The sequence below is a fragment of the Kocuria sp. KKT182 genome (assembly GCF_055635395.1).
Window position 1 is genome coordinate 3,468,765 of the sequence record NZ_CM145757.1, and the last position, 27,000, is coordinate 3,495,764.

Sequence of the window (27,000 nt, forward strand, 5' to 3'; positions counted from 1 at the left end):
CGGGGACTCACTCCCAGAACCGCGGCTCGATGTCGACCCCCTGCACGATGAGCTCGTCCTCGAGGGGCTCCCGGCACACCACGGGCAGGCGCAGGCAGCCGATGCGGTCGTCGGGGCCGAAGTAGGCGGTGAGCCGGTCGAAGCCCTGCCGGAACGAGGCCAGCTCCTTGGCCGTGGCGGCGACCTCCGCCAGGTCGGCGTCGGAGCCGAGCACCCAGAAGGAGTCCGGGTCGGTCAGCTGGAGCAGTCCCACGGCCGCCCCGGCGTCGTTGTTCTCGGTCCCGGCCCAGCCCGGGACCCGCAGCCACCCGCCCGGTGCCGCCGCGCCCAGGGCCGGCGCCAGGGGGTCGTACTCCCACGCCCGGGCCTGCTGCAGCCACGCGGGCGGCGCCGGGAGGTAGAGCGGGCCGTCGAGGTCCACGGGCCACCGGGCGGCGGCGAACGCCCCGGCGTCCACGCGGTCCCAGAACTGCTCCGCGGTGAGGTCGGTGCCCACGCTGTTGAGCGCCGCCCCGGGATCGTCCTGGTGCATGCCGTGCCAGTAGGTGGGGCGGGTCCGGACGTCGGCGCGCCGCAGCAGGGCGTCCAGCTCCTCCAGGTGGGCCGGCTCGCCGAGCACCACCGTCCTGGACTCGAAGTGCAGGACGTAGGGCACGCGCTCGGTGCTCACGGCAGCCCCGCGGGCCGTCCGCGGCGGCACAGCCGCGTGAAGCGGCCGAGCACCTGCAGCGCCTCCGGGGTGGCGGGCAGGTAGTCCGTCAGGGCGGGGGAGCGCACCACCACGGCGCACCACTGCCCCCGGGAGACCGCCACGTTGAGCCGGTTGGGGGAGAGCAGGAACTCCATCCCGCGGGGGCCGTCGGCCGCGGAGGCGGCCATCGACACGATCACGACGGGGGCCTCCTGGCCCTGGAACCGGTCGACGGTGCCCACCCGGACCCCGCCGCCGTCCTCGTCCCGCAGGCCCGCGGCGGCGAGCTCCCGGCCGATCAAATCGACCTGGGCGTTGTACGCGGCCACCACGAGCACGTCCTCGGGCGCCAGCGGCACGGGGGGTGCCCCCGGACCGGAGCGCCACGGCGTCCCGGCGAACTCGTGCACCAGCTCCACGACGCGCCGGGCCTCCTCGGGGGAGGCCGTGCGGTTGCCGGTGTGCTCGACGTAGCAGGTGCGCAGGCCCGGGGCCACGCCGGTGAGCTCTCGGCGGCCCGCGGCCGGGGCGGACCCGAGCCGCCCGGCGTAGGAGAGCTCGGAGACCGGTTCGCACAGGGCCGGGTGCATCCGCCACGTGCGGTCCAGGAAGTAGCCGTGCTCGGCGGGCAGGGTGGGCGAGCCGTGGGAGAGCCAGCCCAGCGCCGACTCGTCCACGGGCAGGGGGTGGGTGCCCTGCGAGACCTGCGGCAGCTGCTGCGGGTCGCCCAGCAGCAGCAGGCGCCGCGCGGCCCGGGACACGGCCAGGGTGTTGGCCAGCGAGTACTGCCCGGCCTCGTCGACCACGAGCAGGTCCAGGGCCTCGTCCTCGAGGTGCTTGGCGTTGGAGAAGTCCCACGCGGTGCCGCCCACCACGGCGCCGCCGTCCGCCAGGAACGCGGCGAAGTCCTTCCCCGGGACGTCGCGCCACGGCGTCTCCCGGTCCGCGGGCCGGCCCGAGGGCGGCTTCTTGCCGACGCGCTCGGGGGCGACCCCGCCCTTCTCGAGCACCCCGGTGAGGAGGTTCTCGACGACGGCGTGGGACTGCGCCACCACGCCGATCCGCCAGCCGGCCTCCACGAGCCGGCCGATCACGTGGGAGCCGAGGAACGTCTTGCCGCTGCCCGGGGGCCCCTGGACGGCGAGGAAGCTGCGGTCGAGCGAGCGCAGGGCACGCACCACGGCGTCGATCGTGCCGTCGGGGCCGTCGTGCGGGCGGGGCAGGGGGCTGCCGTCCGCGGGCCGCGGCGCCCGGCGCTGCAGCAGCTCGAGGCCGGGCTGCCGCGGGAGCTCCGGCAGGGCGTCGGCCGTGCGGGCGGCGAGGGTCTGCAGGGACTCCTCGAGGGAGCGGGTGGCGATCGGCTGGGCCGGGCCCAGTGCGATCGGCAGCTCCGCCCAGGGCTCGGGGGCCGGGGCGTCCCGCGGCTTCTTGAGCCGTTCGCGCACGGTGAGCACCGCCGTGCCGTCCTCGTGCTCCTCGACGTGCTCGAGGGCGGCGGTCCAGTCCCCGGCGCGGCCGCTGCCGCGCGGGGCGGCGTCCTCGGCCAGGTGCGCGGGCACGGGGGCCCCGTACATCAGGAACAGCCCGGCGGTGCCGGGTCTGGGGGTGGAGCCCTCGCCGAACCGGCCCGCGAGGCGCAGGAGCCGGGTGGGTGCGGCGCTGCTGCGCTTGCCCGGGTCCTTCGCCCAGTCCTCCAGGACCTCCGCGCGCCGGACCACGAACACGTCGCGGGTGTCCTCCCAGTCCTCCACGGGGCCCTCGAGGCGGTCGAAGTGGGACCACCAGTACTGCTTGCGCTCGCGCCGGTGGTAGCCGGTGGCGGAGGCGACCATCGCGACGGCCGTGCGCTGCTCCTCGGTCAGGGCCTCCCGCGCGGACGGGTCGTCCAGGTGCTCGTGCAGGCGCTGCTCGGCACCGGTCATCCCGGCGTCCGGCAGCTCCTCGGGCAGCTCGAGCCGCTCCTGGGTGGGGCGCGGCGGGTGGTCCGCCGGGTCCGGGGAGATCCCGGCGAGGCCCAGCAGCCAGTCCCGCAGCCGCAGGGTCGAGAGGCAGTCGTAGGCGTTGTAGTCGGCGATCCCGGCCAGCAGCCGCGCCGCGTCCTCCTCCCGCCCGGCCGCCCGGGCCGTGCACCAGTCGGCGTAGGCGACCACCGACGCACCGGCGTCCACGACGTCCCCGGTGCGCAGGTGCTCGCCCATGTAGAGCGGCTCCAGCTTCTTGATGGAGTACGAGCTCTCCGACAGCCGCAGGCTTCCCCGCACGGTGTCGTAGAGGTCCACCAGCACGTTCTCGCGCAGCAGCTCGTCCACGGCGTCCTCGCCCACGGCGTGCACGAGCGAGAGCCGGCGCAGGGCCGCCTTCTCGTAGTTCGCGTAGTGGTAGACGTGCATGCCGGGGAAGCGCCGGCGCCGTTCGGCCACGTAGTCGAGGAACGCCCGGAGCGCGTCCCGCTCCTGGGCCCGGGAGTGCGCCCAGAACGGCCGGAAGACGGGGGCGGCGCCGGGCCCCGGGGGCTGCTCCACGACGCCGAACAGGTACTCGAGCCCCCAGGACGTAGGGTCCCCCGGGTCCTGCCACAGCGGGTCGCCCTCGAAGTCGAAGAACACGTCCCCGGCGTCCGGGGCGGGCAGCCGCCGCACGGGGTCCGTGGCCGTGACCCGGTAGGCGATCCGGCGGATCCCCCCGTCCTTCCGGTACTCGACCGAGCCGTCCTCCCCGCCCCGGCCGGTCTGCATGGCCGCCTGGTCCCGCAGCCGCCGCAGCGCGGCGGGGAGCCGCCGGTCCTCCAGCAGCGCGAGCTCGTCGACGGTGCGCACGCCGTGCCGGTCGCGCAGCGTGCGGCGCACCCGCACGGACAGCCCCGCCGTCAGCAGCAGGTCCCGGTGCTCGGCGACGGCCCGGGCGCAGTGCTCGCACCGGCCGCAGCGGGCGACGTCGTCGTCCTGCCAGTCCACGGGCCCGGTCCGCGCCCGGTGCGCGGCGGCGGCCGCGACGAAGCGCTCCCGGCGCTCGCGGTAGACCGCCAGGTGCTCGGAGACGGGGAAGACCGCCTCCCGCTGGTCGCCGAGGACCAGGGTGACCTCGGGGGCCACGTCCACCCCGGCCCGCTCGAGCTGGTCGGCGTAGGCGGCGAGCTGGAGCAGGGCGGTGACCTTGGCGTGCCGGGCGAGCTTGGTGTCGTGCACCGCGTACGCGCCGTCCGGGCGGCGGACGAGGAAGTCGGCGCGGCCGTGGAAGGCACCGTCGAAGAAGGAGGCCTGGAAGACCACGTCGGCGCCCGCGCGCAGGGCGTCCAGGGACTCGGCGTGCTTGGCGGTCAGCTCGTCCCGGTCCATCCGCCGGGCCGGCTCGACCTCGTGCACCCCCCGTCCGGTCGCCGCGTCCCACGGGCCGAACGCCGCCAGGTGCGCGGCCAGGACCCGGTGCTCGTGGGCGTCGCCCAGCTCGGCCGTGCGGGCGAGCATCGCGTCCCGCTCCGGGGCCCGGCGCGGCGCCCGCCCCAGCTTCTCGTCCAGGACGCACAGGCTCGCGTAGGGGCACTCGGCCGCGCGCACCAGGTCGCTCGCGGAGAAGACGAGGTCCGCCTCGGGGCCCAGCAGGAACATGCGCATCCTTCCGACGGCGCCGGGTCCGTCCCGGGTCCGCGTCCATCGAACCACAGGGACCGGACGTCACAAGGAGGGCGGGACCGGCAGCGCAGCACGGGGATCGGCCGGCAGGTCCTCGGACCTGCCGGCCGACTCCCGGGGGCCGGTGACCGGCCCGCCGGGATGGACCGGGAGAGATCGATGGGATGCGGCGCGGGTGGGGGGACCCCCGCCGCCACCGGGCACCTCGCGGGTGCGCTCCGGCGACCTCGATCCCGGTCGGCGGCCCGGATGCCGATGGGGGGATGCATCCTGGGGCCGTCGGGCCGGCTGAGCCGGCCGATCCCAATATAACGAAATTCATGGAATCCCTGTAGGGCGCACGTCACGCGCCGACCCGGGTCGGGCCCGGGGCCCCGGACGCGCGGGGGCCGGGGACCCTCCGGTCCCCGGCCCCCGCGCGTGCCCGTCCGCTCAGTCGGTGGACGGGGCCTTCTCCTCGGCCTCGGCGGCCGAGTCGTAGTGGGACTGCTCGAAGCGCTCGCGGGCCTCCTCGACGAGGCGCTCGGCGGTCTCCCGGCCCTCCCAGCCCTCGCCCTTGACCCACTTGTTGGGCTCGAGGTCCTTGTAGCGCTCGAAGAAGTGCTGGATCTCCTTGAGCTTGTACTCGTCGATGTCGTCGAGACCCTGGATGTGGTCGTAGCGCTTGTCCGTGGACACGCACAGGATCTTCGCGTCCCCGCCGGCCTCGTCGTTCATGTTGAACACGGCGATGGGGCGCGACTCCACGAGCACGCCCGGGACGATCTCGAAGTCCAGGAGCACGAGGGCGTCCAGGGGGTCGCCGTCCTCGCCCAGGCTGTCCTCGAAGTAGCCGTAGTGCGCGGGGTACTGCATCGACGTGAACAGGACGCGGTCCAGGCGGAGGCGGCCGGTCTCGTGGTCGATCTCGTACTTGACGCGCGATCCCCGGGGGATCTCGATGGTGACGTCCAACTCCATGGTGCTTCTCCTCGTGCTGGATGGGCCCGGAAGGGCCGGAAAGGGCTGACAGCGGCCGAGCGCGGCCGCACCACCCTGGGCGGGGTGGGGCAGATCCGAGACCCACGATAGCGGCGGCCCCGCGGGCGGCGGTAACCGTCCGGCCCGCCACGGGGCCGCGCCCGGCCCGCCGCGGCGCCGCTCCGGGGCCGGCGCCGGAGCCGCCGCGGCGCCGCGGACCGGGCCACAATGGGGGCATGAGCAGTCCCCGACGCCACGGTCCCCCCGCCGGGCGACGGCGGCCGCGGGCCCGTCCGGGCCCCGGTCACCGCGCCCTGACGGCGCTGCTCGCCGCCGGCTGCGTGGGCGTGGCGGGCTGGCTGCACCCCCACTGGGCCCCCGCGCTGGGCCTGGGCGGGGACGACCTCCCGGCGGCCCGCGTCCTCCCCGCGGAGGCGCCCGCCCCCGCCGGGGCCGTTCCCCCCGACCCGGCCGCCCCCGTGCCCGGCGCCGCCGAGGTGGCCGCGGCGGTGGAGCCCGTGCTCGCCGGCACCGCCGGACGGCGCTCCGTCCTCGTGGCCGACGCCCTCACCGGGGAGCCGCTGCTCGAGCGGGACGCGGACGCGCCCCTGGTCCCGGCCTCCAACCAGAAGCTCGTCACGGCGCTGTCCCTGCTCACCCACGCCGATCCCGGCCGGCGCCTGCGCACCACGGTGGTCGAGGGGCCGGAGCCGGGCACGGTGGTGCTGGTGGCCGGCGGGGACACCCTGCTGAGCCCGGGCGGCTCCGACCCGGACGCCGTGCTGGGCCGGGCCGGGATCCGGACCCTGGCGCAGGAGACGGCCGAGGCGCTCGCCGAGCGCGGGGCGGCCGGGCCCACCGCCGTGCGGTGGGACGCGAGCCTGTTCGCCGGACCGGACGTCAACGAGGACTGGGCCTCGGGGGACGTCGCGGCGGGGCAGATCGGGCCGGTGGCGCCCATGGCGTTCTGGTCCCACCGCGTGCCCGCGGGGGAGGGCCCGTCGGCGGAGCGGCCCGTGGACGCGGCGCAGGACGTCGCCGAGGTCTTCGCGGCCGAGCTCGCGGCCCGGCTCCCCGGGGGCGGGGCGCCCTCCGTCCCCGCGGTCGCGCCCGGCCGGGCGCCCGAGGGTGCGGCCGAGCTGGCCGCCGTCGAGTCCGCGACCCTCGCCGAGCAGGCCGAGCTCATGCTGCAGGACTCCGACAACCACCTCGCCGAGGTCCTCTCGCGGCTCGCGGCCCGGGCCGCGGACCGGCCCGCGAGCATCGCCGGCGGCCGTGCCGCCGCGGCCGCGGCGCTCGAGGCGCACGGCGTCCCGGCGCCGGGCGCCGTGCTCTCCGACGCGTCCGGGATGTCCCTGCGCAACCGCATCCCCGCCCGCGCGCTCGAGCAGGTCGTGCGGGCCATGGTCACCGACCCCACGGGGGCGCTGACCCCCGGCGCCCGGGCGCTCCCGGTGGCCGGCGGCAGCGGGACCCTCGCCGGCCGGTTCGACGACGACGCCGAGCGCCCCGGGCGAGGCCTGGCGCGGGCGAAGACGGGCACGCTGAACTCCGTGGTCGCCCTCAGCGGGCACGTCAGCACGGACGGGGGGCGGCTGCTGACGTTCTCCGTGGTGCTCAACGAGGTCGCCGACCCCGCCGCCGCCCGGGACGCCGTGGACCGCGCGGTGGCGGCCCTGGCCCTCCTGTGACGGCCCGCGCCGGGCGCTCCCAGACGCGTGTGGTTGCATGAGGCCATGAGCGCAGCACAACGACCGCCGGAGACGGACGCGCCCGGGATCGTCCGGTGGGACCTCGCGGCCTCAGCCGCCGCCCGGCTCACGCCGCCGGGGCCGAGGATGTCCGCCCGGGCCATGCAGGCGGCGGTGGCCTCCATGCGCCGCCACGCCGAGGCGTCCGTGGACCACGTCCACCGGATCACCGGGCTCGAGGCGGCGCGGGACCTGCGGGACTCCACCGTGCTGGTCGTGGACCGCGCCGGGTGGTCGAAGGCCAACGCCCAGGCCTTCGAGGTGCTCATGGAGCCGGCGGTCGAGGCCCTGCGCCGGCGCCGCCCGGAGCAGTTCGGCGCGGCCGCCACCGCCCTCGGCGGCACGGCCACCGCCATGGAGATGGCGGCGGTGCTCGGGTTCCTCTCCGCCAAGGTCCTGGGCCAGTACGACCCGTACGCCGGGCTGGTCTCCGCCGTGGCCGCGCAGCGGCACCCCGGCGGGCGGCTGATGCTCGTCGCGCCCAACATCCTCACGGTCGAGCGGGAGCTCAACGTCGAGCCGGAGGACTTCCGGCTGTGGGTCTGCCTGCACGAGCAGACCCACCGCGTCCAGTTCGCCGCGGCCCCGTGGCTGCGCGAGCACATGATCGAGCAGATCAACGAGCTCGCCGACTCCCTCATGGGGCACGCCGAGACCCTCGGGGCGCGGCTCACGGAGGCGGTCCGCGCCCTGCCCGGGCGCGGCGCGGGGGCGGAGGAGCCCCGGGCCTCCCTCGGCGTGGTGGGCCTGCTCATGGGGCGGCGGGAGCGGGAGGTGCTCTCCCACCTCACCGCCGTGATGAGCCTGCTCGAGGGGCACGCGAACTTCGTGATGGACGGGGTGGACGCCTCCGTGGTGCCCTCCGTGAAGACGATCCGGCGGCGCTTCGAGCGGCGCTCCGAGCTCCAGGGCAGCCTCGACCGCTTCGTCCGGCGCCTGCTCGGGATGGACGCGAAGATGCGCCAGTACAGCGACGGCCAGCGGTTCGTCACGACCGTGGTGGGGACCGTGGGGCTGGAGTCGTTCAACCGGATCTGGGAGGCCCCGGAGCACCTGCCCACGGAGGCCGAGATCCACGCCCCGGAGCGCTGGATCGAGCGCGTGCTGGGCCCGGGCGCACCGCCGCGCCGGCCCCTCCCCGCCCCGGAGCCGCCGGGAATGTGGTAGACACCACGCACCCCCGTTTGACATGCAGATTCATACACATTAGGGGTGGGGCGTCCCGCCTCGGAGACCTCGGTCACGGCGCGACACGCGGTAGGTCGGATCACCTTTGTGTGACAAAATCTTTACGTGAGCACAGAGAATATCGAACAGCAGGTCAAGCTGTACGGCCAGCCCCTGTCGGAGCGCTTCGGCACGGTCGTCCAGGCCTACGGCATCACGCAGCGGCGACTGGCCGAGGTCCTCGGCCTCTCCGCCCCCATGCTGTCGCAGCTCAACAGCGGCCGCCGGATCAAGATCGGCAACCCAGCGGTCTACGAGCGCCTGGTGATGCTGGAGCAGCGCATCGGCACCCCGGACATCGAGGAGGTCCTCGCCGCGGTCGAGGCCTCGCAGCCCGTGCTGTCGACCACGCAGATCCAGGCCGGCATCCACAGCGAGACCAACGCCGTCGCGGCCCTCGCGCACGTGGTCCCGCGGCACGAGCTCGAGGCCGCCCTGGACCTGCTCGGCGAGACCGCCCCGACCCTCGCCAAGGTCGTGCGCCTGGCCGTGCGGGAGTCGCAGAACCAGCAGGCCGCGAGCGACCGCGAGGACGCCCGCCGGTGACCCAGTTCGCCCGCCGCGGCCGACTGTCCCCGGACGTCGCCGCGGGGCGGCGCCGTGTGCTCGACTCCGTCCGGCAGCACGTCCCCCGGACCTCCGCGGAGCCCCCGCTCGTGCTGGTGGCCTGCAGCGGCGGCCCCGACTCCCTCGCGCTGGCCGCCGCCGCGGCCCACTTCGCCCGGCGCGGCACGCTGCGCGTGGGCGCCGTGGTGGTCGACCACGGCCTCCAGGAGGACTCCGCGGCGGTCGCGGCCCGCGCCGCCCGCACGCTCGAGCAGACCGGGCTGGCGCCCGTCGTCGTCACGGCCGTGACCGTGCGCCGGGACGCGGGCGGCCCCGAGATGGCGGCCCGCACCGCCCGCTACGCGGGCATCGCGGAGGTCGTGGGGCGCACGGGCGCCGACGCCGTGCTGCTCGGGCACACCCTGGACGACCAGGCGGAGTCCGTCCTGCTGGGCCTCGCCCGCGGCTCCGGCACCCGCTCGCTGGCCGGGATGCCCCCCGTGCGCGAGCTCGACGGCGTCACCTACCTCCGCCCGTTCCTCGACCTCTCCCGCGCGCAGACCCTGGAGATCTGCGCCGCCGAGCAGCTCGAGCCCTGGCACGACCCCACGAACCGGGACACCACCCTGATGCGCTCCCGGGTCCGCCACCGCGTGCTCCCGCTGCTGGAGGACGAGCTCGGCCCCGGTCTGGCCCGTGCCCTGGCCCGGTCCGCCGCGATCCTCGGCCCCGACGCGGACTACCTCGACGGCGCCGCGGGGGAGCTGCTCGAGCGCGCCCGCGCCGCCGCCCCGGAGCTGCCCGGCTCCCTGGCCCTGGACCTCGCCACGGTGCGGGCCGCGCACCCCGCGCTGCGCCGCCGCGCCCTGTCGGCGGCCGTGGTCGCCGCCGGCGGGCAGACCCCGGCCTACGAGCGGCTCGGCGCGCTGGACGAGTTCGCCGCGGGACACGGGGCCGCGGGGCCCGTGCAGATGGCGGGTAAGGTGTCGGTGTGGCGCCGCCGCCCGACGGCGGGCACCCGTGGCCCGGGGCACCTGGAGCTCGTCCGCCCGCGGCCCGCGAGCGCCACCCGACCCGCATCCGCATCACCCGAGGAGCGCCGTGAAGGCTGAGGACGTCCAGGGGGATCTCACCGAGGTCCTGTACAGCAAGGAAGACATCGACACGAGGATCGCCGAGCTGGCGGCCGCCGTGGACGCCGACTACCGGGGCCGGGACGTCCTGCTCGTGGGCGTGCTCAAGGGTGCGGTGATGGTCATGGCCGACCTGTGCCGGGCGCTCCAGGGCCAGTACCCCATGGACTGGATGGCCGTGTCCTCCTACGGCTCCGGGACCAAGTCCTCGGGCGTGGTCCGCATCCTGAAGGACCTGGACACGGACCTCACGGGGCGGGACGTGCTCATCGTCGAGGACATCATCGACTCGGGCCTGACCCTGTCCTGGCTGCGCGCCAACCTCGAGTCCCGCGGCACGGCCTCGGTGGAGATCTGCGCCCTGCTGCGCAAGCCCGAGGCCGCGAAGACCTCCATCGACGTCAAGTACGTGGGCTGGGACATCCCCAACGAGTTCGTGGTGGGCTACGGGCTCGACTACGCCGAGAAGTACCGCAACCTCGACTGCATCGCGACCCTGGCGCCGCACGTCTACGAGTGAGCCGGCGCCCCGGGCGGGCGTGCGCCGCGGCGGTTCCCGGGCCGGGTGTCCGCTGACAGGGAACTCCCGGCCCGTCCGGGGCCCGACCCCGAGTCCGGGCTGTACATTGTAGGTCTGCGTCCCCTGGACCTCCGGCCCTGGGCGGGCACGGGCTCGAGGGGGCCCGGACAACCATCCACGGGAGGATCAGCGGCTTGGCCACGGCGAAAAAACCCAACAACTTCTTCAGAGGACCCTGGTTCTGGGTCCTGCTGGCCGCTCTGATCCTCTTCCCCCTGGTGGGCACGCTCACCACGGGCTCCTCCGGGCGCGTGGACACCAACGTCGGCCTGCAGCTGCTCCGCGAGGGCCAGGTCGCCGAGGCGAAGATCTACGACGGCCAGCAGAAGGTCGAGCTCCAGCTGGAGGAGGACCTCTCCCTCGACGGCCGCGACCTCGGGCGCAGCGTCGAGTTCTACTACGTCACCCCGCGCGGGGAAGAGGTCGTCGACGCGATGAACGCGGCGGACCTCCAGGGGTTCACGGACCAGCCCGTCGAGTCGAACTGGTTCACCAGCCTTCTCGGCTTCATGCTGCCGTTCCTGATCATCCTCGCCATCTTCTGGTTCGTGTTCTCCCGGATGCAGGGGGGCGGGTCCCAGGTCATGCGCTTCGGCCGCTCGCGGGCCAAGATGTTCGACAAGGACAACCCCACGGTGACCTTCGCCGACGTCGCCGGCGCGGACGAGGCCGTGCAGGAGCTCGACGAGATCAAGCAGTTCCTGGTGGAGCGGGAGCGCTTCACCGCCCTCGGCGCGAAGGTGCCCAAGGGCGTGCTGCTCTACGGCCCTCCCGGCACCGGCAAGACCCTGCTCGCGCGGGCGGTGGCCGGCGAGGCCGGCGTGCCCTTCTTCTCGATCTCCGGCTCCGACTTCGTCGAGATGTTCGTGGGCGTGGGCGCCTCCCGGGTCCGCGACCTGTTCCAGCAGGCCAAGGAGAACGCGCCGGCCATCATCTTCGTGGACGAGATCGACGCCGTGGGCCGCCAGCGCGGCGCGGGCATGGGCGGCGGCAACGACGAGCGCGAGCAGACCCTCAACCAGCTGCTCGTCGAGATGGACGGCTTCGACGCCACCACCAACGTCATCCTGATCGCCGCGACCAACCGCCCCGACGTCCTGGACCCGGCGCTGCTGCGCCCGGGCCGCTTCGACCGCCAGATCGGCGTGGAGGCCCCAGACATGAAGGGCCGCCTGCAGATCCTCCGGGTGCACTCGCAGGGCAAGCCGCTCGCGGACAACGTGGACCTCGCCGCCGTGGCCAAGCGCACCCCCGGCTTCACGGGCGCCGAGCTCGCCAACGTGATGAACGAGGCCGCGCTGCTGACGGCCCGCTCCCACGCCCAGCTCATCGACGACCGCGCCGTGGACGAGGCGATCGACCGGGTCATCGCCGGTCCGCAGAAGCGCAGCCGGATCATGAAGGAGCTCGAGCGCAAGGTCACCGCCTACCACGAGGGCGGGCACGCGCTCGTGGCCGCGGCCCTGCGCAACACGGACCCGGTCACGAAGATCACCATCCTTCCCCGCGGCCGGGCCCTGGGCTACACCATGGTCATGCCCATGGACGACAAGTACTCGACCACCCGCAACGAACTGCTCGACCAGATGGCCTACGCCATGGGCGGGCGCGCGGCGGAGGAGATCGTGTTCCGGGACCCGTCCACCGGCGCGTCCAACGACATCCAGAAGGCCACCGACACGGCCCGCAAGATGGTCACCCAGTACGGCATGAGCGCCCGCGTGGGCTCGATCAAGCTGGGCGGGGACAGCTCCGAGCCGTTCCTCGGCCGGGACGCCGCCGGCTCGGGCCGGGAGTACTCCGAGCGCACCGCCGCGATCGTCGACGAGGAGGTGCGGGCCCTGCTGGACCAGGCCCACGACGAGGCGCACGCGATCCTCATGGACAACCGTCCCGTCCTCGACCGGCTCGCCCTCGAGCTGCTCGAGAAGGAGACGCTCAACGAGGCGCAGATCGCGGACCTCTTCCACGACATCCGCAAGCGGGACCTGCGGCCCGTGTGGCTGTCCAAGGACACCCGGCCGCTCTCCGAGGACCCGCCCGTGGTCACGCAGGCCGAGCGCGAGGAGGCCCGGCGGCTGCACGCCCAGGACCCCGCGACCCTGGCCCCGCAGGACCAGGCGGCCGCCGCGAAGCCGGAGCACCCCCTCGAGGTCCCGGAGCGCGGGCACTCGGTGCCCCCGGGGGAGGGGGCGGGCTCCTCGAGCACCACCGGACCCTCCGCGGAGCGCGCCCCGGGGGCCGGCACGGACTGAGCCGGGCCTAGGATGGAGCGACAGCCGGTCGCGTCCGCCGACTCCCGTCCCGTCCGGCAGACCCCGCCGCACCGGCAGATCCCGAAGGAGGGCGCGTTGCCCCACGAGGCCCGCACGAAGCAGACGAGCGCGCACGACCTGCGCGCGGAGGCGTTCGACCCGCCGTACCCCGACCCTGCCCCCGCGCTGGAGGCCGGCGCCGGGGCGGTCGACCAGCCGCGCGTCGCGGCGGCCGTGCGCGAGCTGCTGCTGGCGATCGGCGAGGACCCGGACCGGGACGGCCTGCAGGGCACCCCGGGGCGCGTGGCGCGGGCGTACGCGGAGATGTTCGCGGGCCTGCACCAGGACCCCGCCGAGATCCTCGGGACGACCTTCGACATCGGCCACTCCGAGATGGTCCTCGTCAAGGACATCCCCTTCTACTCGACCTGCGAGCACCACCTCGTCCCGTTCCACGGGCACGCCCACGTGGGCTACATCCCCGGCCACGACGGGATGGTCACCGGCCTGAGCAAGCTCGCCCGCCTCGTGGACCTCTTCGCCCGCCGGCCCCAGGTCCAGGAGCGGCTGACCACCCAGGTGGTGGAGGCGATCGTGGAGCACCTCCAGCCGGCCGGGGTGATCGTGGTGGTCGAGTGCGAGCACCTGTGCATGTCCATGCGCGGGGTGCGCAAGCCGGGCGCCAAGACCGTCACCTCGGCCGTGCGCGGACAGCTGCGCGAGCCCGCCACCCGCGCCGAGGCGATGAGCCTCATCCTGGGGCGCTGAGCACATGACGACCCCCCTCCGCACCGACCCCGCGCACCGGCCCTCCGGCTGGGGCTCCTTCGAGAACCTGCCCACCGGGCGCACGCTGGTCATGGGCATCCTCAACGTCACCCCCGACTCCTTCAGCGACGGCGGCGAGCACGCCGGGCACGAGGCCGCGATCGCGCACGGGCTGCGCATGCTCGCCGAGGGCGCCGACATCGTCGACGTCGGGGGCGAGTCCACCCGGCCCGGCTCCGAGCGGATCGACCCCGCCGAGGAGCGGCGCCGGATCCTGCCCGTGGTCGAGGCCCTCGCCGCCGCGGGCGCGGTGCTCAGCGTCGACACCCTCCACGCCGGGACCGCCGAGGCCGTCCTGGACGCCGGGGCGCACATCGTCAACGACGTCTCGGGGCTGCGCGCGAGCCAGGACATGATCGACCTGGTCGCCGAGCGGCAGGCCCCCTACGTCCTCATGCACGCCCGCGGCCTGCCCGACGTGCAGGACTCCCGGGCCGTCTACCACGACGTGGCCGGGGAGGTGCTCGGGGAGCTCGAGGCGCTGACGGAGCGCTGCCTGGCCGCCGGCCTGGCCCCCGAGAAGCTGGTCCTGGACCCCGGGCTGGGCTTCGACAAGCGCGGGGCGCAGAACTGGGAGCTGCTCCGGGCGCTGCCGCGCTTCACGGCCACCGGCCACAAGGTGCTCGTGGCGGCGTCCCGCAAGCGCTTCCTCGGCACCCTGCTCGAGCAGGACGGCGCACCGCGCCCCGCGGCCGGGCGGGACGCGGCGACGGCCGCGATCAGCGCGCTGTCCGCCCACGCGGGCGCGTGGTGCGTGCGCGTCCACGCCGTGCGCCCGAGCGCCGACGCCGTGGCCGCCGCGCACGCCTGGCGCGGCGTGGAGCCGGCCCTGCTGCGCCCCGCCGCCGACGCCGGCGTGCTGCCGGCGTCCTCCGGAGCGGACCGGTGAACCGCGTGCCGCGCGAGGACGCGGACGCCGCCCGGATGCGCGCCGGGGACCGGGCCGGCCGCCAGCACGTCCCGGTGTCCACCACCAGGGCCCCCGACCGCCGGGACCGGATCAACCTCCTGGGCATCGGCGCGGTGGGCTACCACGGCGTCTTCGACCAGGAGAAGCGCAGCGGCCAGCCCTTCTTCGTGGACCTCGTCATGTACCTGGACCTGGCCGCGGCGGGGGCCTCGGACGACGTCGCCCTGACCGCCCACTACGGCGAGGTCGCCGAGGAGGTGCGGGACATCGTCATCGGCCCCAGCGTCAACCTGCTCGAGACCCTCGCCGACCAGGTCGCCCGGCGGCTGCTCGCCCGCTTCCCGCTCGACGCGGTGGAGGTCACCGTGCACAAGCCCAAGGCGCCCATCGAGGTGACGTTCTCCGACGTCTCCGTCACGATCTACCGGGAGCGCTGAGGTGGGCACCCGGGCCGTCCTCGCCCTCGGCGCCAACCTCGGCGACCGGGAGGCCACCCTCCGCGGCGCCGCCCTCGAGCTGGCCGCCCACCCGCGGATCACGCTGGTCCGCGCCTCGCCCATCGTGCGCTCCCGGCCGGTCGGCGGACCGGCCGGCCAGGGGGACTACCTGAACGCGGTCGTCGAGGTGGAGACCGAGCTGAGCCCCTTCGGGCTGCTGCGGGCGTGCCAGGAGGTGGAGGAGCGCCACCACCGGACCCGGACGCAGCGCTGGGGCCCGCGCACCCTCGACGTCGACATCGTGGTCTACGGGGACCTGCGCCTGGACGAGCCGGACCTCACCGTGCCCCACCTGCGCGCCGGCACCCGCGCGTTCGTGCTCGTGCCCTGGGCCCTCATGGACCCCGGCGCGACGCTCGAGGGGCGCAGCGTCGCCGAGCTGGCCCGCCGGGCGGAGGACCTCGGCGGCCTGGGGCCGGACACGATCCCCCTGCTGCCCGAGGACCCCGCTCCCGGCGGGGACGGGGACTGAGGGGGAGCCGCCGTGCACGTGCTCACGGTCCCGGCGCTGCTGATGTGCGCCGCCGCCGCAGGCGCCGTCGGCTGGACCGCCAACCGGCTGTCCACGGGCGCGGGCGGGCCGCTGCTGATCCTGCCGTGGGCCTCGCTCGCGGCCCTCGCCGCCGTGGCCGCGGCCCTGCTGGTGCTGGGCGTGCGGGTCAAGCGGCACCAGGACGGAGCGCGCCCGGAGCGTTTCGACCCGCTCGTGGCCGCCCGCACCGCGGCCGGCGCGCAGGCGGTGGCCTGGGCGGGGGCGATGCTGACCGGCTGGCACGCCGCCGTGGCCGTCGAGCAGCTCGCGCTGGTGACCGTGCGCTCCGAGCAGGGCCCGCTGTGGGCCAGCCTGGTGCACGCCGGGGCCGGGCTCGTGCTCGTGGTGGTGGGCTGGATCGTGGAGGGCTTCTGCAAGCTGCCGCCGGACGATCCCGACGCGGAGGAGGGCGCCGAGTACCGTAGGGGGCGGCAGAAGGAGCTTCCCGAGGGAGAAGGTGGTTATGCCCGAGAGATCCGCCCACGGGCCCGTCGGCGGCCCCGTGGCGGGGACGCCCGGTGACCGGGTGCCCCTGAGCAACCCCGCGATCGACCCCGAGGGCCTGGCCTGGACCCGGGTCTCGCCCAAGCACCTCTCCGTGGTGGTGCTCTCCACCCTCCTCAGCACCCTCTTCTGGCTCGCCGCCCTCGGCTGGCCGGCGGTGCTGGCGGCCACGGGCGTGTGGTCCGGCGCCCCCCTGGGCCTGCTGCTGCTGCCGCCCGCGGCCGTCCTGGCGGCCGGGCTGCTCTCCGTGCTCCTGGCCCCGCGGCGGGTCCGGGCGATCGGCTACGCCGAGCGCGGCGAGGACCTGCTCGTGCGGCGCGGCCTGCTCTACCAGCGGGTCACGGTGATCCCCTACGGCCGGATGCAGTACGTGGACGTGTCGGTCTCCCCGCTGCAGCGCAGCTTCGGCCTGGCCACCGTGAAGCTGCACACCGCCGCCGTGGGCAGCCACGCCGAGATCCCGGGGGTGGAGCACGCCGAGGCGTCCCGGCTGCGCGAGCGGCTCACCGCGCGCGGCGAGGCCCTCCTGGCGGGCCTGTGAGCGCTGCCCCCGCCCCCGCGCCGGCCCCGCAGTGGCACCGTGTCCACCCGCTGACCCCGGTGGTCAAGGGGTGGCTCGCGATGGTCGTGATCGCGGGCGCCTTCGTCAACATCCTCCTCGACGACTTCCTCAACGCCTTCCTCGGCCGCGGGGACGCCGTGCCGCCCCAGGACTTCGACCCGGCCCGGATGGGCGCCGTCTTCTGGTGGGTGCTGGCCGGGCTCGTGGCGGTCGTGCTCCTCGTGTTCGCCGCGGCCGTGCTGGTCTCCTGGTGGTTCACCCGCTACCAGGTGACCCCGGAGCACGTGCGGATCCGCTCCGGGGTGCTCTTCCGGCAGGAGCGCCAGGCGCGGCTGGACCGGGTGCAGGCCATCGACATCCACCGCCCGTTCCTGCCCCGGCTGCTGGGGCTGGCGGAGCTGAAGTTCGAGGTGGCAGACGCCGGGCAGTCCGCGGTGTCCCTGTCCTACCTCACCCACCCCCAGGCGCGCGTGCTGCGCGGGGAGCTGCTGGGCCGGCTCGGCCTGGCCGCCCCGGGCCAGGACCCCGCCGCCCCGGCACCCGGTGCGGCGCCCGGCGCGCCCGTGCGGCGACCGGCCCCCTGGGCGGTCACCGGGGACCAGGAGCGCCCGGTGCTCGGCGTGCCGGTGCCGCGGCTGATCGGCTCCGTGCTCGCCTCGGGCTCGTCGGTCGCCCTGGCCGTGCTGCTGGCCGCCGCACCGGCCGCCCTGCTGGTGGACGCCCGTGCCGCCCCGGCGATGCTCGCCGCCTGGCTGCCCGGGCTGATCAGCTTCGGTGCGGTCTCCTACCGCCGGGTCGAGCAGGGCTACCACTTCCGGCTGCTGCGCGTCCCCGAGGGCATGCGCGTGCGCTACGGCCTGTTCAGCGTCCGCTCCCAGACCGTCCCGGCGGGGCGGATCCAGGCGGTGGGCGTGGACCAGCCGCTGCTCTGGCGGCCCTTCGGCTGGTACCGGGTGCGGGTCAACGTGGCCGGCTACGGGCCCGCGGCGGGGGAGGGCGACGCCATGCGCTCGACCCTGCTGCCCGTCGGCACCCTGCCCCAGGTGCACCAGGTCCTGCACCTCGCGCTGCCCGGCGCCCGGGACGGTGACCTCGCCGCGCTGCTGCGGGAGGGCCTGCACGGCCTGGGCGCGCAGGGCCGGTTCACCACCTCTCCGCGCCGGGCCCGGTGGCTCGACCCCCTCGTGCACCGCCGGACCGGCTTCGCCGCGACCGAGGACGTCCTCGCGGTCCGGTCCGGGCGGCTGAGCCGGCGCACCGCCGTGCTGCCGCACGAGAAGACCCAGTCGGTGGCCGTGAGCCAGGGCCCGCTCGAGCGGGCCCTGGGGCTCGCCGACGTCCAGCTGCACTCCACGCCGGGGCCCGTGAGCGTCATGGTCCCGCATCTCGACGCCGGGGACGCCCGGGCGCTCGCCGCGGCCCAGGCGGTGCACGCGGCCGGGGCCCGTAGACTGGCCGACGGCCCGAGCCACCCCCACACCCCCCGCCAGGAGAGACCATGAGCCACCCGTCCGACCGCCCGGGACGCCTCGGGGTCGGGGTCGTCAGCGCCGGGAAGGTGGGCGCCGTCCTGGGCGCCGCGCTGCGCGCCGCCGGCCACGCCGTCGTCGGCGTCAACGCCGTCTCCGAGGCCAGCCGGGACCGCGCCGAGGCCCTCCTGCCCGGCGTGCCCGTCCTCGAGGTCCCGTCCGTGCTCGAGCGCGCCGAGCTCGTGCTGCTCGCCGTGCCCGACGACGAGCTGCCCGGGCTCGTGCAGGGCCTCGCCGACGCCGGGCTGTGGCAGGCCGGGCAGCTCGTGGTGCACACCGCGGGCCGCTGGGGCACCCGCGTCCTGGACCCGGCCCGCCGGCTCGGGGCGATCCCGCTCGCGATCCACCCGGCCATGACCTTCACGGGCATGAGCCTGGACCTTGCCCGGCTGAGCGACTGTTCGTTCGGGATCACGGCCCCGGGACCGGTGCTGCCCATCGCCCAGGCGCTGGTGGTCGAGATGGGCGCCGAGCCGGTGGTCGTCGCGGAGGCCGACCGCCCGCTCTACCACGCGGCCCTCGCCCACGGCGCCAACCACCTGATGACCGTCGCCGGACAGTCCATGCAGGTGCTCCGCGACATCGGCGTCGAGCGCCCCGACCGGATGGTGGGGCCCCTGCTGCGCGCGACCTTGGACAACGCCCTGGCCGCGGGGGAGTCCGCGCTCACAGGACCCGTGGCCCGCGGCGACGCCGGGACCGTGGCCGCCCACCGGGACGCCCTCGACGAGTACGCCCACGGCCACGGGAGCGACGACGTCCTGCTCGCCTACCTGGACCTCGCCCGCGTCACCGCCCGCCGTGCCCTGGACCGCGGCCTGCTCGACCGCCCGCGCTACGACGCCGTGCTCGCCGCCCTTGAGCTCACCCGGGACACCGACGGCACCGAGGGCACCCGCGGCACCGGCGGAGAGGGCACCCTGTGAGCGACCCCACCGGCGCCCCCACCGGCGTCCCCCGCGTCTGCCGGGGCATCGAGGAGTTCCGGGCCGCGCTGGCCGACCGGCTCGGCGCGGCCCGGGACGGGGCGCCCGGTGAGCGGGCGTCCCTGGGCCTCGTGCCCACCATGGGCGCCCTGCACGAGGGGCACGGCCACCTGGTGCGCCTCGCCCGGCAGGAGAACACCGTGGTCGCGGTCTCGGTCTTCGTGAACCCGCTGCAGTTCGGCCCCGACGAGGACTTCGAGCGCTATCCGCGCACCCTCGGGGCAGACGTCGAGCTGCTCGGCCGGTTCGGCGCCGACCTCGTCTTCGCCCCGTCGACGGCGGAGATGTACCCGGACGGGGAGCCCCTCGTGCGCGTCACCTCCGGCCGGCTCGGCGCCGTGCTCGACGGCGCGAGCCGCCCCGGCCACTTCGACGGCGCCCTGACCGTGGTCAACAAGCTGCTCAACATCACCGCCCCGCCCGGGCCGGCCGCGTTCCGGGCGTACTTCGGGGAGAAGGACGCCCAGCAGCTGCTCCTCGTGCGCCGGATGGTCGCCGACTTCGACCTGCCCGTCACCGTCCGGCCCGTGCCCATCGTGCGCGACGAGGACGGGCTGGCCCTGTCCTCCCGCAACCGCTACCTCGACGCCGCTCAGCGCCGCTCAGCGCTCGTGCTCCCGCGCACCCTGCGGGCGCTCGCCGCCGGGGAGCTGGAGCTCGAGGCCGCCCGGCGGCGGATCGACGCCGAGGACGGGGTCCGGCTCGACTACCTCGTCGTCGTCGACCCCCGCACCCTGGCGCCGGTCGAGCCGGCGCCCGGCGCCCTCGCCCTCGTGGCCGCCCACGTGGGCGGCACCCGGCTGATCGACAACCTCGTGCTGTGAGCGCCCCGGCCGGGATTTGACCCTCCCCGTTATCCTGGACAACTGTGACCAACGCGCAGAACACCTCCCCGACCGCCCAGGCAGAGGCCGAGCAGGCCGAGCTCTCGGACCAGATGCAGTTCCGCCTCGCCAAGCGCGCCCGGCTCCTCGAGTCGGGCCGGGAGGCCTACCCCGTGGGCGTGGAGCGCACGCACACCCTCGCCGAGGTGCGGGAGGCCCACGGCCACCTCGAGCCCGGCGAGGAGACCGGGCAGTTCGTCGGCGTGGCCGGGCGCGTGGTCTTCGTGCGCAACACCGGCAAGCTGTGCTTCGCCACCCTCCAGGAGGGGGACGGCACCCGCCTGCAGGTGATGATCTCCCTGGCGAAGGTGGGGGAGGAGTCCCTGGGCGAGTGGAAGTCCCTCGTGGACCTCGGCGACTTCGTCGCCGTGCACGGCGAGGTGATCGCCTCCCGCCGCGGCGAGCTCTCCGTGATGGCCGACGCCTGGACCATGGCGTCCAAGGCGCTCCGGCCCCTGCCCACGCTGCACAACGAGCTCAGCGAGGAGACCCGGGTGCGCCGGCGCTACCTCGACCTCATCGTCCGGCCCGAGGCCCGCGACGTCGTCGTGCAGCGGGCGCGGATCATCCAGACGGTGCGCAACGTCCTGGTGGAGCGCGGCTACGTGGAGATCGAGACGCCGATCCTGCAGCTCGTGCACGGCGGGGCCACGGCCCGGCCGTTCGAGACGCACCTCAACGCGTTCGACCAGGACATGACCCTGCGCATCGCCACGGAGCTCTACCTCAAGCGCGCCGTGGTCGGCGGGATCGAGCGGGTCTTCGAGATCGGGCGGGTCTTCCGCAACGAGGGCGTCGACTCCTCGCACAGCCCCGAGTTCACCACCCTGGAGGCCTACGAGGCCTACGCCGACCAGTTCACGATGGCCGAGCGGATCAAGGAGATCATCCTCGCGTGCGCCGACGCCCTGGGCGTCGACACCATCGAGACGGACAAGGGCACGATCGACCTGCGCGGGGAGTGGCGCTGGCTGTCCGTCTACCCCGCCCTCTCCGAGGCCGTGGGGCAGCGGATCACCCCGGAGACCCCCGTGGAGACCCTGCACCGGATCGCCGAGGAGCACGAGGTCCCCGTCGGCCCGATGTGGGATGCGGAGAAGTACGTGCTCGAGCTGTTCGGCGAGATCGTGGAGCCCACCCTGGTCCAGCCGACCTTCGTGTGCGACTACCCGCCCTCGGCGCAGCCGCTCGCCCGCCAGCACCGCTCCGAGCACGGCCTGATCGAGGCGTGGGACCTGATCATCGGGGGGATGGAGCGCGGCACGGCGTTCTCCGAGCTGATCGACCCCGTGGTCCAGCGCGAGCGGCTCACCGAGCAGTCCCACCGGGCCGCGGCCGGCGACGACGAGGCCATGCGGCTGGACGAGGACTTCCTGCGCGCCCTCGAGCACGGCGCCCCGCCCATGGGCGGCCTGGGCCTGGGCCTGGACCGGCTCATCATGCTCTTCACCGACCTGGGGATCCGGGAGACCATCCTGTTCCCCCTCATGAAGCCCGAGCAGGACTGAGCCCGGGCCGCGGCCGTGCCGCGGCCCCTCGCCGTCCCCAGCCTCCGCCCAGATCTCCCCGGGAGAATCGCACCCATGGAATACATCGCTGTCCTGCTGCCCTCGATCAGCATCGGCATCATCTTCTGGTTCATCCTCCGCTGGATCTTCCGCGGCGACCGCACGGAGCGCGCCGTCGAGTCCCGCTCGCAGGAGGACGCCGAGCGCTGGTACGAGGAGCTCAAGCAGCGCGACGGCGAGGACCTGCCGTTCGGCCACTCCCCGCGCCGCGGCCGCCGGACGGAGCGCTGAGCTCCCGGCCCCCGCCGCACCGTCTTTCGAATGAATTCGAATTGGCGCCCTGTTTGTCCGCCTTTTCGTGCTGTTGAATTCCGCCCGGTAATTGTAGGATAAACTCGACGACGCCGGGTGTTCGGGTCCGTCGGAGTTCTCCGGAATTCACGATCAGGATCATCCGGTATCACACGGGGAATCAGCACCGCCTCAGGAAGCGCCGCTCTCGGCGCGGCCGGGCAGAGACGAGCGCCGAAAGGCGGAGGAGAGTTCCAGTTATGGCACAGACCGTGCAGATCATTCTCGAGGACGACCTCGACGGCGGGCCCGCGGAGGAGACCGTGCGCTTCGGCCTCGACGGCGCGCAGTACGAGATCGACCTCTCCGAGGAGAACGCCGCCAAGCTGCGCGACGCCGTGCGGCCCTTCATCGCCAAGGCCCGGCGCGCCCAGCAGGGCAAGCAGACGTCCAAGCAGGCCCGGCCCACCGGCAAGTCCAATCCGGACACCGCCGCCATCCGGCAGTGGGCCCGAGAGAACGGCCACCCGGTCTCCGACCGCGGCCGTATTCACCAGGACGTGCAGAAGGCGTACTACGACGCCCACAAATAAGAGCGCGCGTTCCGCGTCCGGCGGAATAGAGGAGGGGCCGGTCCGCCGGTCCCTCCTTTCCCTTTTCCTTCCGCCGGGCTCGTGCCCCTATCGGCCGCCGCGGGGCCCGGGCACGAAATGCCCCGGCATTCTTTTGATGACCTGCGCCTTTGCCGGTGCGGACGCGAACACCGGCATTTCCCCCGGGCTGTTCCGGGGACGGCCCGCGCCCCGGCCGTCCGGTCTTCTCGCCGGTGGCGAACAGCCCCCCGATCACCCCCTCGGGTGCGTAGCATCGGGTGCAGACATCGACTGAGGAGTATCCATGTTCGAACGCTTCACCGACCGCGCCCGCCGGGTCGTGGTGCTGGCCCAGGAAGAGGCCAGGATGCTCAACCACAACTACATCGGCACCGAGCACCTGCTGCTCGGGCTGATCCACGAGGGCGAGGGAGTGGCCGCCAAGGCGCTCGACTCGATGGGCATCACCCTCACCGGCGCCCGCGAGCAGGTCCAGGACATCATCGGACCGGGCCAGCAGGCCCCGTCCGGGCACATCCCCTTCACCCCCCGGGCCAAGAAGGTCCTCGAGCTCTCGCTGCGCGAGGCCCTCCAGCTCGGCCACAACTACATCGGTACCGAGCACATCCTGCTGGGCATCATCCGCGCGGGCGAGGGCGTGGCGGCGCAGGTGCTGACCAAGCTCGGCGCGGAGCCCCAGAAGGTGCGCTCCACCGTGCTGGAGCTGATCTCCGGCTACCAGGGCGGGGGCACCCCCGAGAAGGAGGGCGCCGGTGTGCGCTCGGCCGGCCAGTCCGAGGGCACGCCCGCGGGCTCGGCCGTGCTGGACCAGTTCGGCCGCAACCTCACCGCGGCCGCCCGCGAGGGCAAGCTGGACCCCGTCATCGGGCGGTTCCGCGAGATGGAGCGGGTCATGCAGATCCTCTCCCGGCGCACCAAGAACAACCCGGTGCTGATCGGCGAGCCCGGCGTGGGCAAGACCGCGGTGGTCGAGGGCCTGGCCCAGGCCATCGTGCGCGGCGACGTCCCGGAGACGCTCAAGGACAAGCACCTCTACACCCTGGACCTCGGGTCCCTGGTGGCGGGCTCCCGCTACCGCGGCGACTTCGAGGAGCGGCTCAAGAAGGTGCTCAAGGAGATCCGCACCCGCGGGGACATCATCCTGTTCATCGACGAGATCCACACCCTCGTGGGCGCCGGCGCGGCCGAGGGCGCGATCGACGCCGCCTCGATCCTCAAGCCCATGCTGGCCCGGGGCGAGCTGCAGACGATCGGCGCCACGACCCTCGACGAGTACCGCAAGCACATCGAGAAGGACGCGGCTCTCGAGCGCCGCTTCCAGCCGATCCAGGTGGACGAGCCCTCCGAGGCGCACGCCGTGGAGATCCTCAAGGGCCTGCGCGACAAGTACGAGGCGCACCACCGCGTCTCGATCTCGGACGACGCCCTCGAGGCGGCGGTGCACCTGGCCGCCCGGTACGTCTCCGACCGGTTCCTGCCGGACAAGGCGATCGACCTGATCGACGAGGCCGGTGCGCGCCTGCGCATCAAGCGGATGACCGCCCCGCCGGAGATCAAGGAGCTCGACGACCGCATCGTCGAGGTCAAGCGGCTCAAGGAGGCCGCGATCGACGGTCAGGACTACGAGAAGGCCGCCTCGCTGCGCGACACGGAGCAGAAGCTCATCGCGGAGCGGGACGACAAGGACCGTGCCTGGCGCGAGGGCGGCGACGAGCTCGCCGAGGTGACCCCCGAGGTCATCTCCGACGTCCTCTCCGCCTCCACGGGAGTGCCCGTCTACAAGCTCACCGAGGAGGAGACGGGCCGTCTCCTGCACATGGAGGACGAGCTGCACAAGCGCATCATCGGCCAGGACGACGCCATCAAGGCGCTCTCCCGGTCGATGCGCCGCACCCGGGCGGGCCTGAAGGACCCCAAGCGCCCGGGCGGGTCGTTCATCTTCGCCGGGCCCACGGGCGTCGGCAAGACCGAGCTCGCGAAGGCGCTGGCGGAGTTCCTGTTCGGGGACGAGGACGCCCTCATCACCCTGGACATGTCCGAGTACCAGGAGAAGCACACCGTCTCCCGGCTCTTCGGCGCCCCTCCGGGCTACGTGGGCTACGAGGAGGGCGGCCAGCTCACCGAGAAGGTGCGCCGCAAGCCGTTCTCGGTGGTGCTCTTCGACGAGGTCGAGAAGGCGCACCAGGACCTGTTCAACTCGCTGCTGCAGATCCTCGAGGACGGTCGCCTGACCGACTCGCAGGGCCGGGTGGTGGACTTCAAGAACACTGTGATCATCATGACCACGAACCTGGGCACCAAGGACATCTCCCGTGCCGTCCCGGTCGGCTTCCAGACCGGCGTGGACCCCGCGTCCAACTACGAGCGCATGCAGGCGAAGGTGCAGGACGAGCTCAAGGAGCACTTCCGGCCCGAGTTCCTCAACCGCGTGGACGAGATCATCGTCTTCCCGCAGCTCACCGAGAACGAGATCGTGCAGATCGTGGACCTGTTCGTGGCCCGGCTGCAGGAGCGGCTGCGCGACCAGGGCATGTCGATCGAGCTCTCCGACGCCGCGAAGCGGTGGGTCAGCCGCAAGGGCTACGACCCGTCCATGGGCGCCCGCCCGCTGCGCCGCACCATGCAGCGGGAGATCGAGGACCAGCTGTCCGAGAAGATCCTCTTCGGGGAGATCAGCACCGGGGAGAAGATCTTCGTGGACACCGAGGGCGAGGGGGACGCGGAGAAGCTGACCTTCTCCTCCACCCCGATGTCCGACCTCACCGGCGACGGCATGGTCGACCCGATGGGCGGCCTCGAGGACGTCGACGTCGCCCGCGGCGACGGTGAGAACCGCTCCGAGGGCTGAGCCGGCCCGGTGCCCGCCGAGGGGCCCGTCGCGCAACCGCGCGGCGGGCCCCTCGGCGTCCGCCCAAGTGGGGACGGTCACGGAGAGAGGCTCCGGCGGGCCGGCGGAGTTCGCAAGCGTACACTGGGGGTCGTGACCGACCTGCGCCTCCGACCCGCCCGCACCTCCGACGTCCCCGCCATCAAGGACCTCGTGGCCCCCCTGGCGCGCGCCGGGGTGCTGATCAACAAGGACACGGTCGCCTACTACGAGGGCATCCAGGAGTTCCTGGTGGTGGAGGCGGTCGGGGACGAGCAGGCCGGTCTCGTCGGCTGCGGCGCCCTCCACGTGATGTGGGAGGACCTGGGCGAGGTCCGCACCCTGGCGACCTCCGACGAGTGGCGGGGCCGTGGGGTGGGACGCACCCTGCTGGCCGGGCTGATCGAGCGGGCCCGCGCCGTGGGGGTCTCGCGCGTGTTCTGCCTGACCTTCGAGGTCGACTTCTTCAGCCGGCACGGCTTCGCGGTCATGCCCAACCAGAACCAGGTGCACCCCGACGTGTTCGCCGAGCTGCTGCGCTCGCACGACGAGGGCGTCGCCGAGTACCTGGACCTCGCCCGGGTGAAGCCCAACACCCTCGGCAACACCCGGATGCTGCTCCAGCTCAGCCCGGAAGACTGACCCCGGACGGTCCCGCGGCGGCCAGCCCGTCCCGCAGCAGCCCGTCCAGGGCGCGCCGGCGCTGCTCCTCCGGGGCGCCCAGCCCGTGCAGGGCGTCCAGGGCCCGCAGGGCCTCCGGCGCCAGTCCCGCGCCCGTGCCGACGTCCACGGGGCCCGTGAGGGAGGGCGCCGGCACCGGCGCGGACCCGGCCCGCAGCACGGCCATGATCGCCCCGCGGACCTGGCGGTCCGTGCCGTGCCAGGCCTGGCCGCGGGGCGCCTCGACGGGCTCGGGCCGGCCCGCGGCGACCCACGCGCACGCGTCCCGCACCGGGCACTGCTCGCAGCGGGGGGAGCGGGCCGTGCAGACGAGGGCGCCGAGCTCCATCACGGCCTGGTTCCAGCGCACGGCCAGGGCGTCGTCGGCGGGCATCAGCTCCTCCGCGAGGCGCAGCTCCGCGGCGGTCAGCGACCGCGAGGGCAGGGCCCGCCCCGTGACCACCCGGGCGTGCACGCGACGGATGTTCGTGTCCACCACGGTCTGCCGGTCGCCGAAGGCGAAGACCGTGATCGCGGCGGCCGTGTAGGCGCCCACCCCGGGCAAGGCCAGCAGCAGCTCGTGCGCGGCCGGCACCCGGCCCCCGTGGTGCTCGGTGATCTCGACGGCGGCCGCGTGCAGCCGCAGGGCCCGCCGCGGATAGCCGAGCCGGCCCCAGGCGCGCACGGCCTCCCCGGTGCTCTCCGCCGCGAGGTCCGCGGGCCGCGGCCAGCGCTGCATCCACGCCCGCCACACGGGCAGCACGCGCACCACGGGCGTCTGCTGGAGCATGAACTCGCTGACCATGACCCCCCACGGGGAGCAGGACGGGTCCCGCCACGGCAGGTCCCGGGCGGCGTCGTCGAACCAGTCGGTCACGGCCCGGTGCAGGCCCGGCGGAGCGGGCTCCGCGGCGGCGGTCGGGGCAGTGTGCGGGGAGCTCATCGCAGTCCACTGTAGCCTGGGAGCATGGCGCAGAAGGGTTCCGGGAGCACCCCCCACGGACGGTCGGGGAACGGTCACGACGACGACGGACGAGCTCCCCGCGACCCCGGATCC

Annotated in this window: 24 protein-coding genes; 20 read left to right on the forward strand and 4 right to left on the reverse strand. The window is 74.5% G+C overall.

Going from position 1 to position 27,000, the window contains the following annotated elements; all coding sequences use genetic code 11:
* Nucleotides 1-7: 7 nt before the first annotated feature.
* The 3 genes from ACZ2G1_RS16180 to ACZ2G1_RS16190 form a co-directional block, all read right to left on the reverse strand.
* Entirely contained in the window at nucleotides 8-670 is a 663-nt protein-coding gene (locus ACZ2G1_RS16180) for a hypothetical protein (protein ID WP_126349843.1), read from the reverse strand.
* Complete coding sequence (locus ACZ2G1_RS16185) at nucleotides 667-4,296, reverse strand: TM0106 family RecB-like putative nuclease (protein ID WP_470377154.1); 3,630 nt, start codon at nucleotides 4,294-4,296, stop codon at nucleotides 667-669. Before ACZ2G1_RS16185 ends, ACZ2G1_RS16180 begins: the two co-directional genes overlap by 4 nt.
* 456 nt (nucleotides 4,297-4,752) lie before the next feature.
* Nucleotides 4,753-5,280 carry an inorganic diphosphatase gene (locus ACZ2G1_RS16190; protein ID WP_017832043.1) on the reverse strand — a complete coding sequence of 176 codons (528 nt, stop codon included), beginning with the start codon at nucleotides 5,278-5,280 and terminating at the stop codon, nucleotides 4,753-4,755.
* Between the two features lie 236 nt (nucleotides 5,281-5,516).
* Here ACZ2G1_RS16190 and dacB point away from each other — a divergent pair, with 236 nt between their 5' ends.
* From dacB to ACZ2G1_RS16290, 20 genes are all read left to right on the forward strand, one after another.
* Nucleotides 5,517-6,971 carry a D-alanyl-D-alanine carboxypeptidase/D-alanyl-D-alanine endopeptidase gene (gene dacB, locus ACZ2G1_RS16195; protein ID WP_152609245.1) on the forward strand — a complete coding sequence of 485 codons (1,455 nt, stop codon included), beginning with the start codon at nucleotides 5,517-5,519 and terminating at the stop codon, nucleotides 6,969-6,971.
* A gap of 45 nt (nucleotides 6,972-7,016) precedes the next feature.
* The gene (locus tag ACZ2G1_RS16200) at nucleotides 7,017-8,198 is read left to right on the forward strand and encodes a zinc-dependent metalloprotease (protein WP_176337922.1); all 1,182 of its coding nucleotides are present in this window, start codon (nucleotides 7,017-7,019) and stop codon (nucleotides 8,196-8,198) included.
* 126 nt (nucleotides 8,199-8,324) lie between these two features.
* Complete coding sequence (locus ACZ2G1_RS16205) at nucleotides 8,325-8,804, forward strand: hypothetical protein (RefSeq protein ID WP_017832040.1); 480 nt, start codon at nucleotides 8,325-8,327, stop codon at nucleotides 8,802-8,804.
* Nucleotides 8,801-9,916 carry a tRNA lysidine(34) synthetase TilS gene (gene tilS / locus ACZ2G1_RS16210; protein WP_095650868.1) on the forward strand — a complete coding sequence of 372 codons (1,116 nt, stop codon included), beginning with the start codon at nucleotides 8,801-8,803 and terminating at the stop codon, nucleotides 9,914-9,916. Before ACZ2G1_RS16205 ends, tilS begins: the two co-directional genes overlap by 4 nt.
* A complete protein-coding gene (hpt, locus tag ACZ2G1_RS16215; protein WP_017832038.1) occupies nucleotides 9,906-10,457 on the forward strand; it encodes a hypoxanthine phosphoribosyltransferase in 552 nt (183 codons plus the stop codon). The genes tilS and hpt overlap by 11 nt, the downstream gene beginning before the upstream one ends.
* A 194-nt stretch (nucleotides 10,458-10,651) precedes the next feature.
* Nucleotides 10,652-12,772 carry an ATP-dependent zinc metalloprotease FtsH gene (gene ftsH / locus ACZ2G1_RS16220; RefSeq protein ID WP_035926025.1) on the forward strand — a complete coding sequence of 707 codons (2,121 nt, stop codon included), beginning with the start codon at nucleotides 10,652-10,654 and terminating at the stop codon, nucleotides 12,770-12,772.
* 12 nt (nucleotides 12,773-12,784) lie between these two features.
* The gene (folE, locus tag ACZ2G1_RS16225) at nucleotides 12,785-13,540 is read left to right on the forward strand and encodes a GTP cyclohydrolase I FolE (protein WP_095650869.1); all 756 of its coding nucleotides are present in this window, start codon (nucleotides 12,785-12,787) and stop codon (nucleotides 13,538-13,540) included.
* A 4-nt stretch (nucleotides 13,541-13,544) separates the two neighbouring features.
* Nucleotides 13,545-14,489 (forward strand): dihydropteroate synthase, encoded by a 945-nt coding sequence (gene folP / locus ACZ2G1_RS16230; protein WP_095650870.1) that lies wholly within the window; start codon nucleotides 13,545-13,547, stop codon nucleotides 14,487-14,489.
* Complete coding sequence (gene folB, locus ACZ2G1_RS16235) at nucleotides 14,486-14,947, forward strand: dihydroneopterin aldolase (protein WP_017832034.1); 462 nt, start codon at nucleotides 14,486-14,488, stop codon at nucleotides 14,945-14,947. The genes folP and folB overlap by 4 nt, the downstream gene beginning before the upstream one ends.
* Before the next feature lies 1 nt (nucleotide 14,948).
* A complete protein-coding gene (folK, locus tag ACZ2G1_RS16240; RefSeq protein WP_017832033.1) occupies nucleotides 14,949-15,479 on the forward strand; it encodes a 2-amino-4-hydroxy-6-hydroxymethyldihydropteridine diphosphokinase in 531 nt (176 codons plus the stop codon).
* A gap of 12 nt (nucleotides 15,480-15,491) precedes the next feature.
* Complete coding sequence (locus ACZ2G1_RS16245; RefSeq protein WP_052132870.1) at nucleotides 15,492-16,061, forward strand: DUF3180 domain-containing protein; 570 nt, start codon at nucleotides 15,492-15,494, stop codon at nucleotides 16,059-16,061.
* A 10-nt stretch (nucleotides 16,062-16,071) separates the two neighbouring features.
* A complete protein-coding gene (locus ACZ2G1_RS16250; RefSeq protein WP_031282261.1) occupies nucleotides 16,072-16,584 on the forward strand; it encodes a PH domain-containing protein in 513 nt (170 codons plus the stop codon).
* Nucleotides 16,581-18,107: a PH domain-containing protein gene (locus tag ACZ2G1_RS16255; protein ID WP_470377155.1), complete on the forward strand. Its 1,527-nt coding sequence runs from the start codon at nucleotides 16,581-16,583 to the stop codon at nucleotides 18,105-18,107. The genes ACZ2G1_RS16250 and ACZ2G1_RS16255 overlap by 4 nt, the downstream gene beginning before the upstream one ends.
* Nucleotides 18,104-19,060 (forward strand): Rossmann-like and DUF2520 domain-containing protein, encoded by a 957-nt coding sequence (locus ACZ2G1_RS16260; protein WP_017832029.1) that lies wholly within the window; start codon nucleotides 18,104-18,106, stop codon nucleotides 19,058-19,060. The genes ACZ2G1_RS16255 and ACZ2G1_RS16260 overlap by 4 nt, the downstream gene beginning before the upstream one ends.
* Entirely contained in the window at nucleotides 19,057-19,944 is an 888-nt protein-coding gene (gene panC / locus ACZ2G1_RS16265) for a pantoate--beta-alanine ligase (RefSeq protein WP_035926035.1), read from the forward strand. The genes ACZ2G1_RS16260 and panC overlap by 4 nt, the downstream gene beginning before the upstream one ends.
* 44 nt (nucleotides 19,945-19,988) lie before the next feature.
* A complete protein-coding gene (gene lysS / locus ACZ2G1_RS16270; RefSeq protein ID WP_470377156.1) occupies nucleotides 19,989-21,512 on the forward strand; it encodes a lysine--tRNA ligase in 1,524 nt (507 codons plus the stop codon).
* A 75-nt stretch (nucleotides 21,513-21,587) separates the two neighbouring features.
* The gene (locus ACZ2G1_RS16275) at nucleotides 21,588-21,803 is read left to right on the forward strand and encodes a hypothetical protein (RefSeq protein WP_017832026.1); all 216 of its coding nucleotides are present in this window, start codon (nucleotides 21,588-21,590) and stop codon (nucleotides 21,801-21,803) included.
* A 260-nt stretch (nucleotides 21,804-22,063) separates the two neighbouring features.
* A complete protein-coding gene (locus tag ACZ2G1_RS16280) occupies nucleotides 22,064-22,396 on the forward strand; it encodes a histone-like nucleoid-structuring protein Lsr2 (RefSeq protein WP_017832025.1) in 333 nt (110 codons plus the stop codon).
* 304 nt (nucleotides 22,397-22,700) lie between these two features.
* Complete coding sequence (locus ACZ2G1_RS16285) at nucleotides 22,701-25,265, forward strand: ATP-dependent Clp protease ATP-binding subunit (protein ID WP_035926045.1); 2,565 nt, start codon at nucleotides 22,701-22,703, stop codon at nucleotides 25,263-25,265.
* A 132-nt stretch (nucleotides 25,266-25,397) separates the two neighbouring features.
* On the forward strand, nucleotides 25,398-25,925 hold the full coding sequence (locus tag ACZ2G1_RS16290) for an amino-acid N-acetyltransferase (RefSeq protein ID WP_035926048.1): 528 nt from the start codon (nucleotides 25,398-25,400) through the stop codon (nucleotides 25,923-25,925).
* On the opposite strand, the gene ACZ2G1_RS16295 is transcribed toward ACZ2G1_RS16290, so the two are convergent.
* Nucleotides 25,909-26,886 (reverse strand): HhH-GPD family protein, encoded by a 978-nt coding sequence (locus ACZ2G1_RS16295; protein ID WP_470377157.1) that lies wholly within the window; start codon nucleotides 26,884-26,886, stop codon nucleotides 25,909-25,911. The genes ACZ2G1_RS16290 and ACZ2G1_RS16295 overlap by 17 nt on opposite strands.
* Between the last annotated feature and the right edge of the window lie 114 nt (nucleotides 26,887-27,000).

Coding starts and splice junctions, on each gene's coding strand:
- ACZ2G1_RS16190 (WP_017832043.1), bottom strand. CDS start 5,280: ATGGAGTTGGACGTCACCATCGAGATCCCCCGGGGATCGCGCGTCAAG.
- ACZ2G1_RS16260 (WP_017832029.1), top strand. CDS start 18,104: ATGAGCCACCCGTCCGACCGCCCGGGACGCCTCGGGGTCGGGGTCGTC.
- ACZ2G1_RS16280 (WP_017832025.1), top strand. CDS start 22,064: ATGGCACAGACCGTGCAGATCATTCTCGAGGACGACCTCGACGGCGGG.
- ACZ2G1_RS16185 (WP_470377154.1), bottom strand. CDS start 4,296: ATGTTCCTGCTGGGCCCCGAGGCGGACCTCGTCTTCTCCGCGAGCGAC.
- folP (WP_095650870.1), top strand. CDS start 13,545: ATGACGACCCCCCTCCGCACCGACCCCGCGCACCGGCCCTCCGGCTGG.
- folE (WP_095650869.1), top strand. CDS start 12,785: ATGGAGCGACAGCCGGTCGCGTCCGCCGACTCCCGTCCCGTCCGGCAG.
- ACZ2G1_RS16295 (WP_470377157.1), bottom strand. CDS start 26,886: ATGAGCTCCCCGCACACTGCCCCGACCGCCGCCGCGGAGCCCGCTCCG.
- ACZ2G1_RS16200 (WP_176337922.1), top strand. CDS start 7,017: ATGAGCGCAGCACAACGACCGCCGGAGACGGACGCGCCCGGGATCGTC.
- dacB (WP_152609245.1), top strand. CDS start 5,517: ATGAGCAGTCCCCGACGCCACGGTCCCCCCGCCGGGCGACGGCGGCCG.
- ACZ2G1_RS16275 (WP_017832026.1), top strand. CDS start 21,588: ATGGAATACATCGCTGTCCTGCTGCCCTCGATCAGCATCGGCATCATC.
- ACZ2G1_RS16285 (WP_035926045.1), top strand. CDS start 22,701: ATGTTCGAACGCTTCACCGACCGCGCCCGCCGGGTCGTGGTGCTGGCC.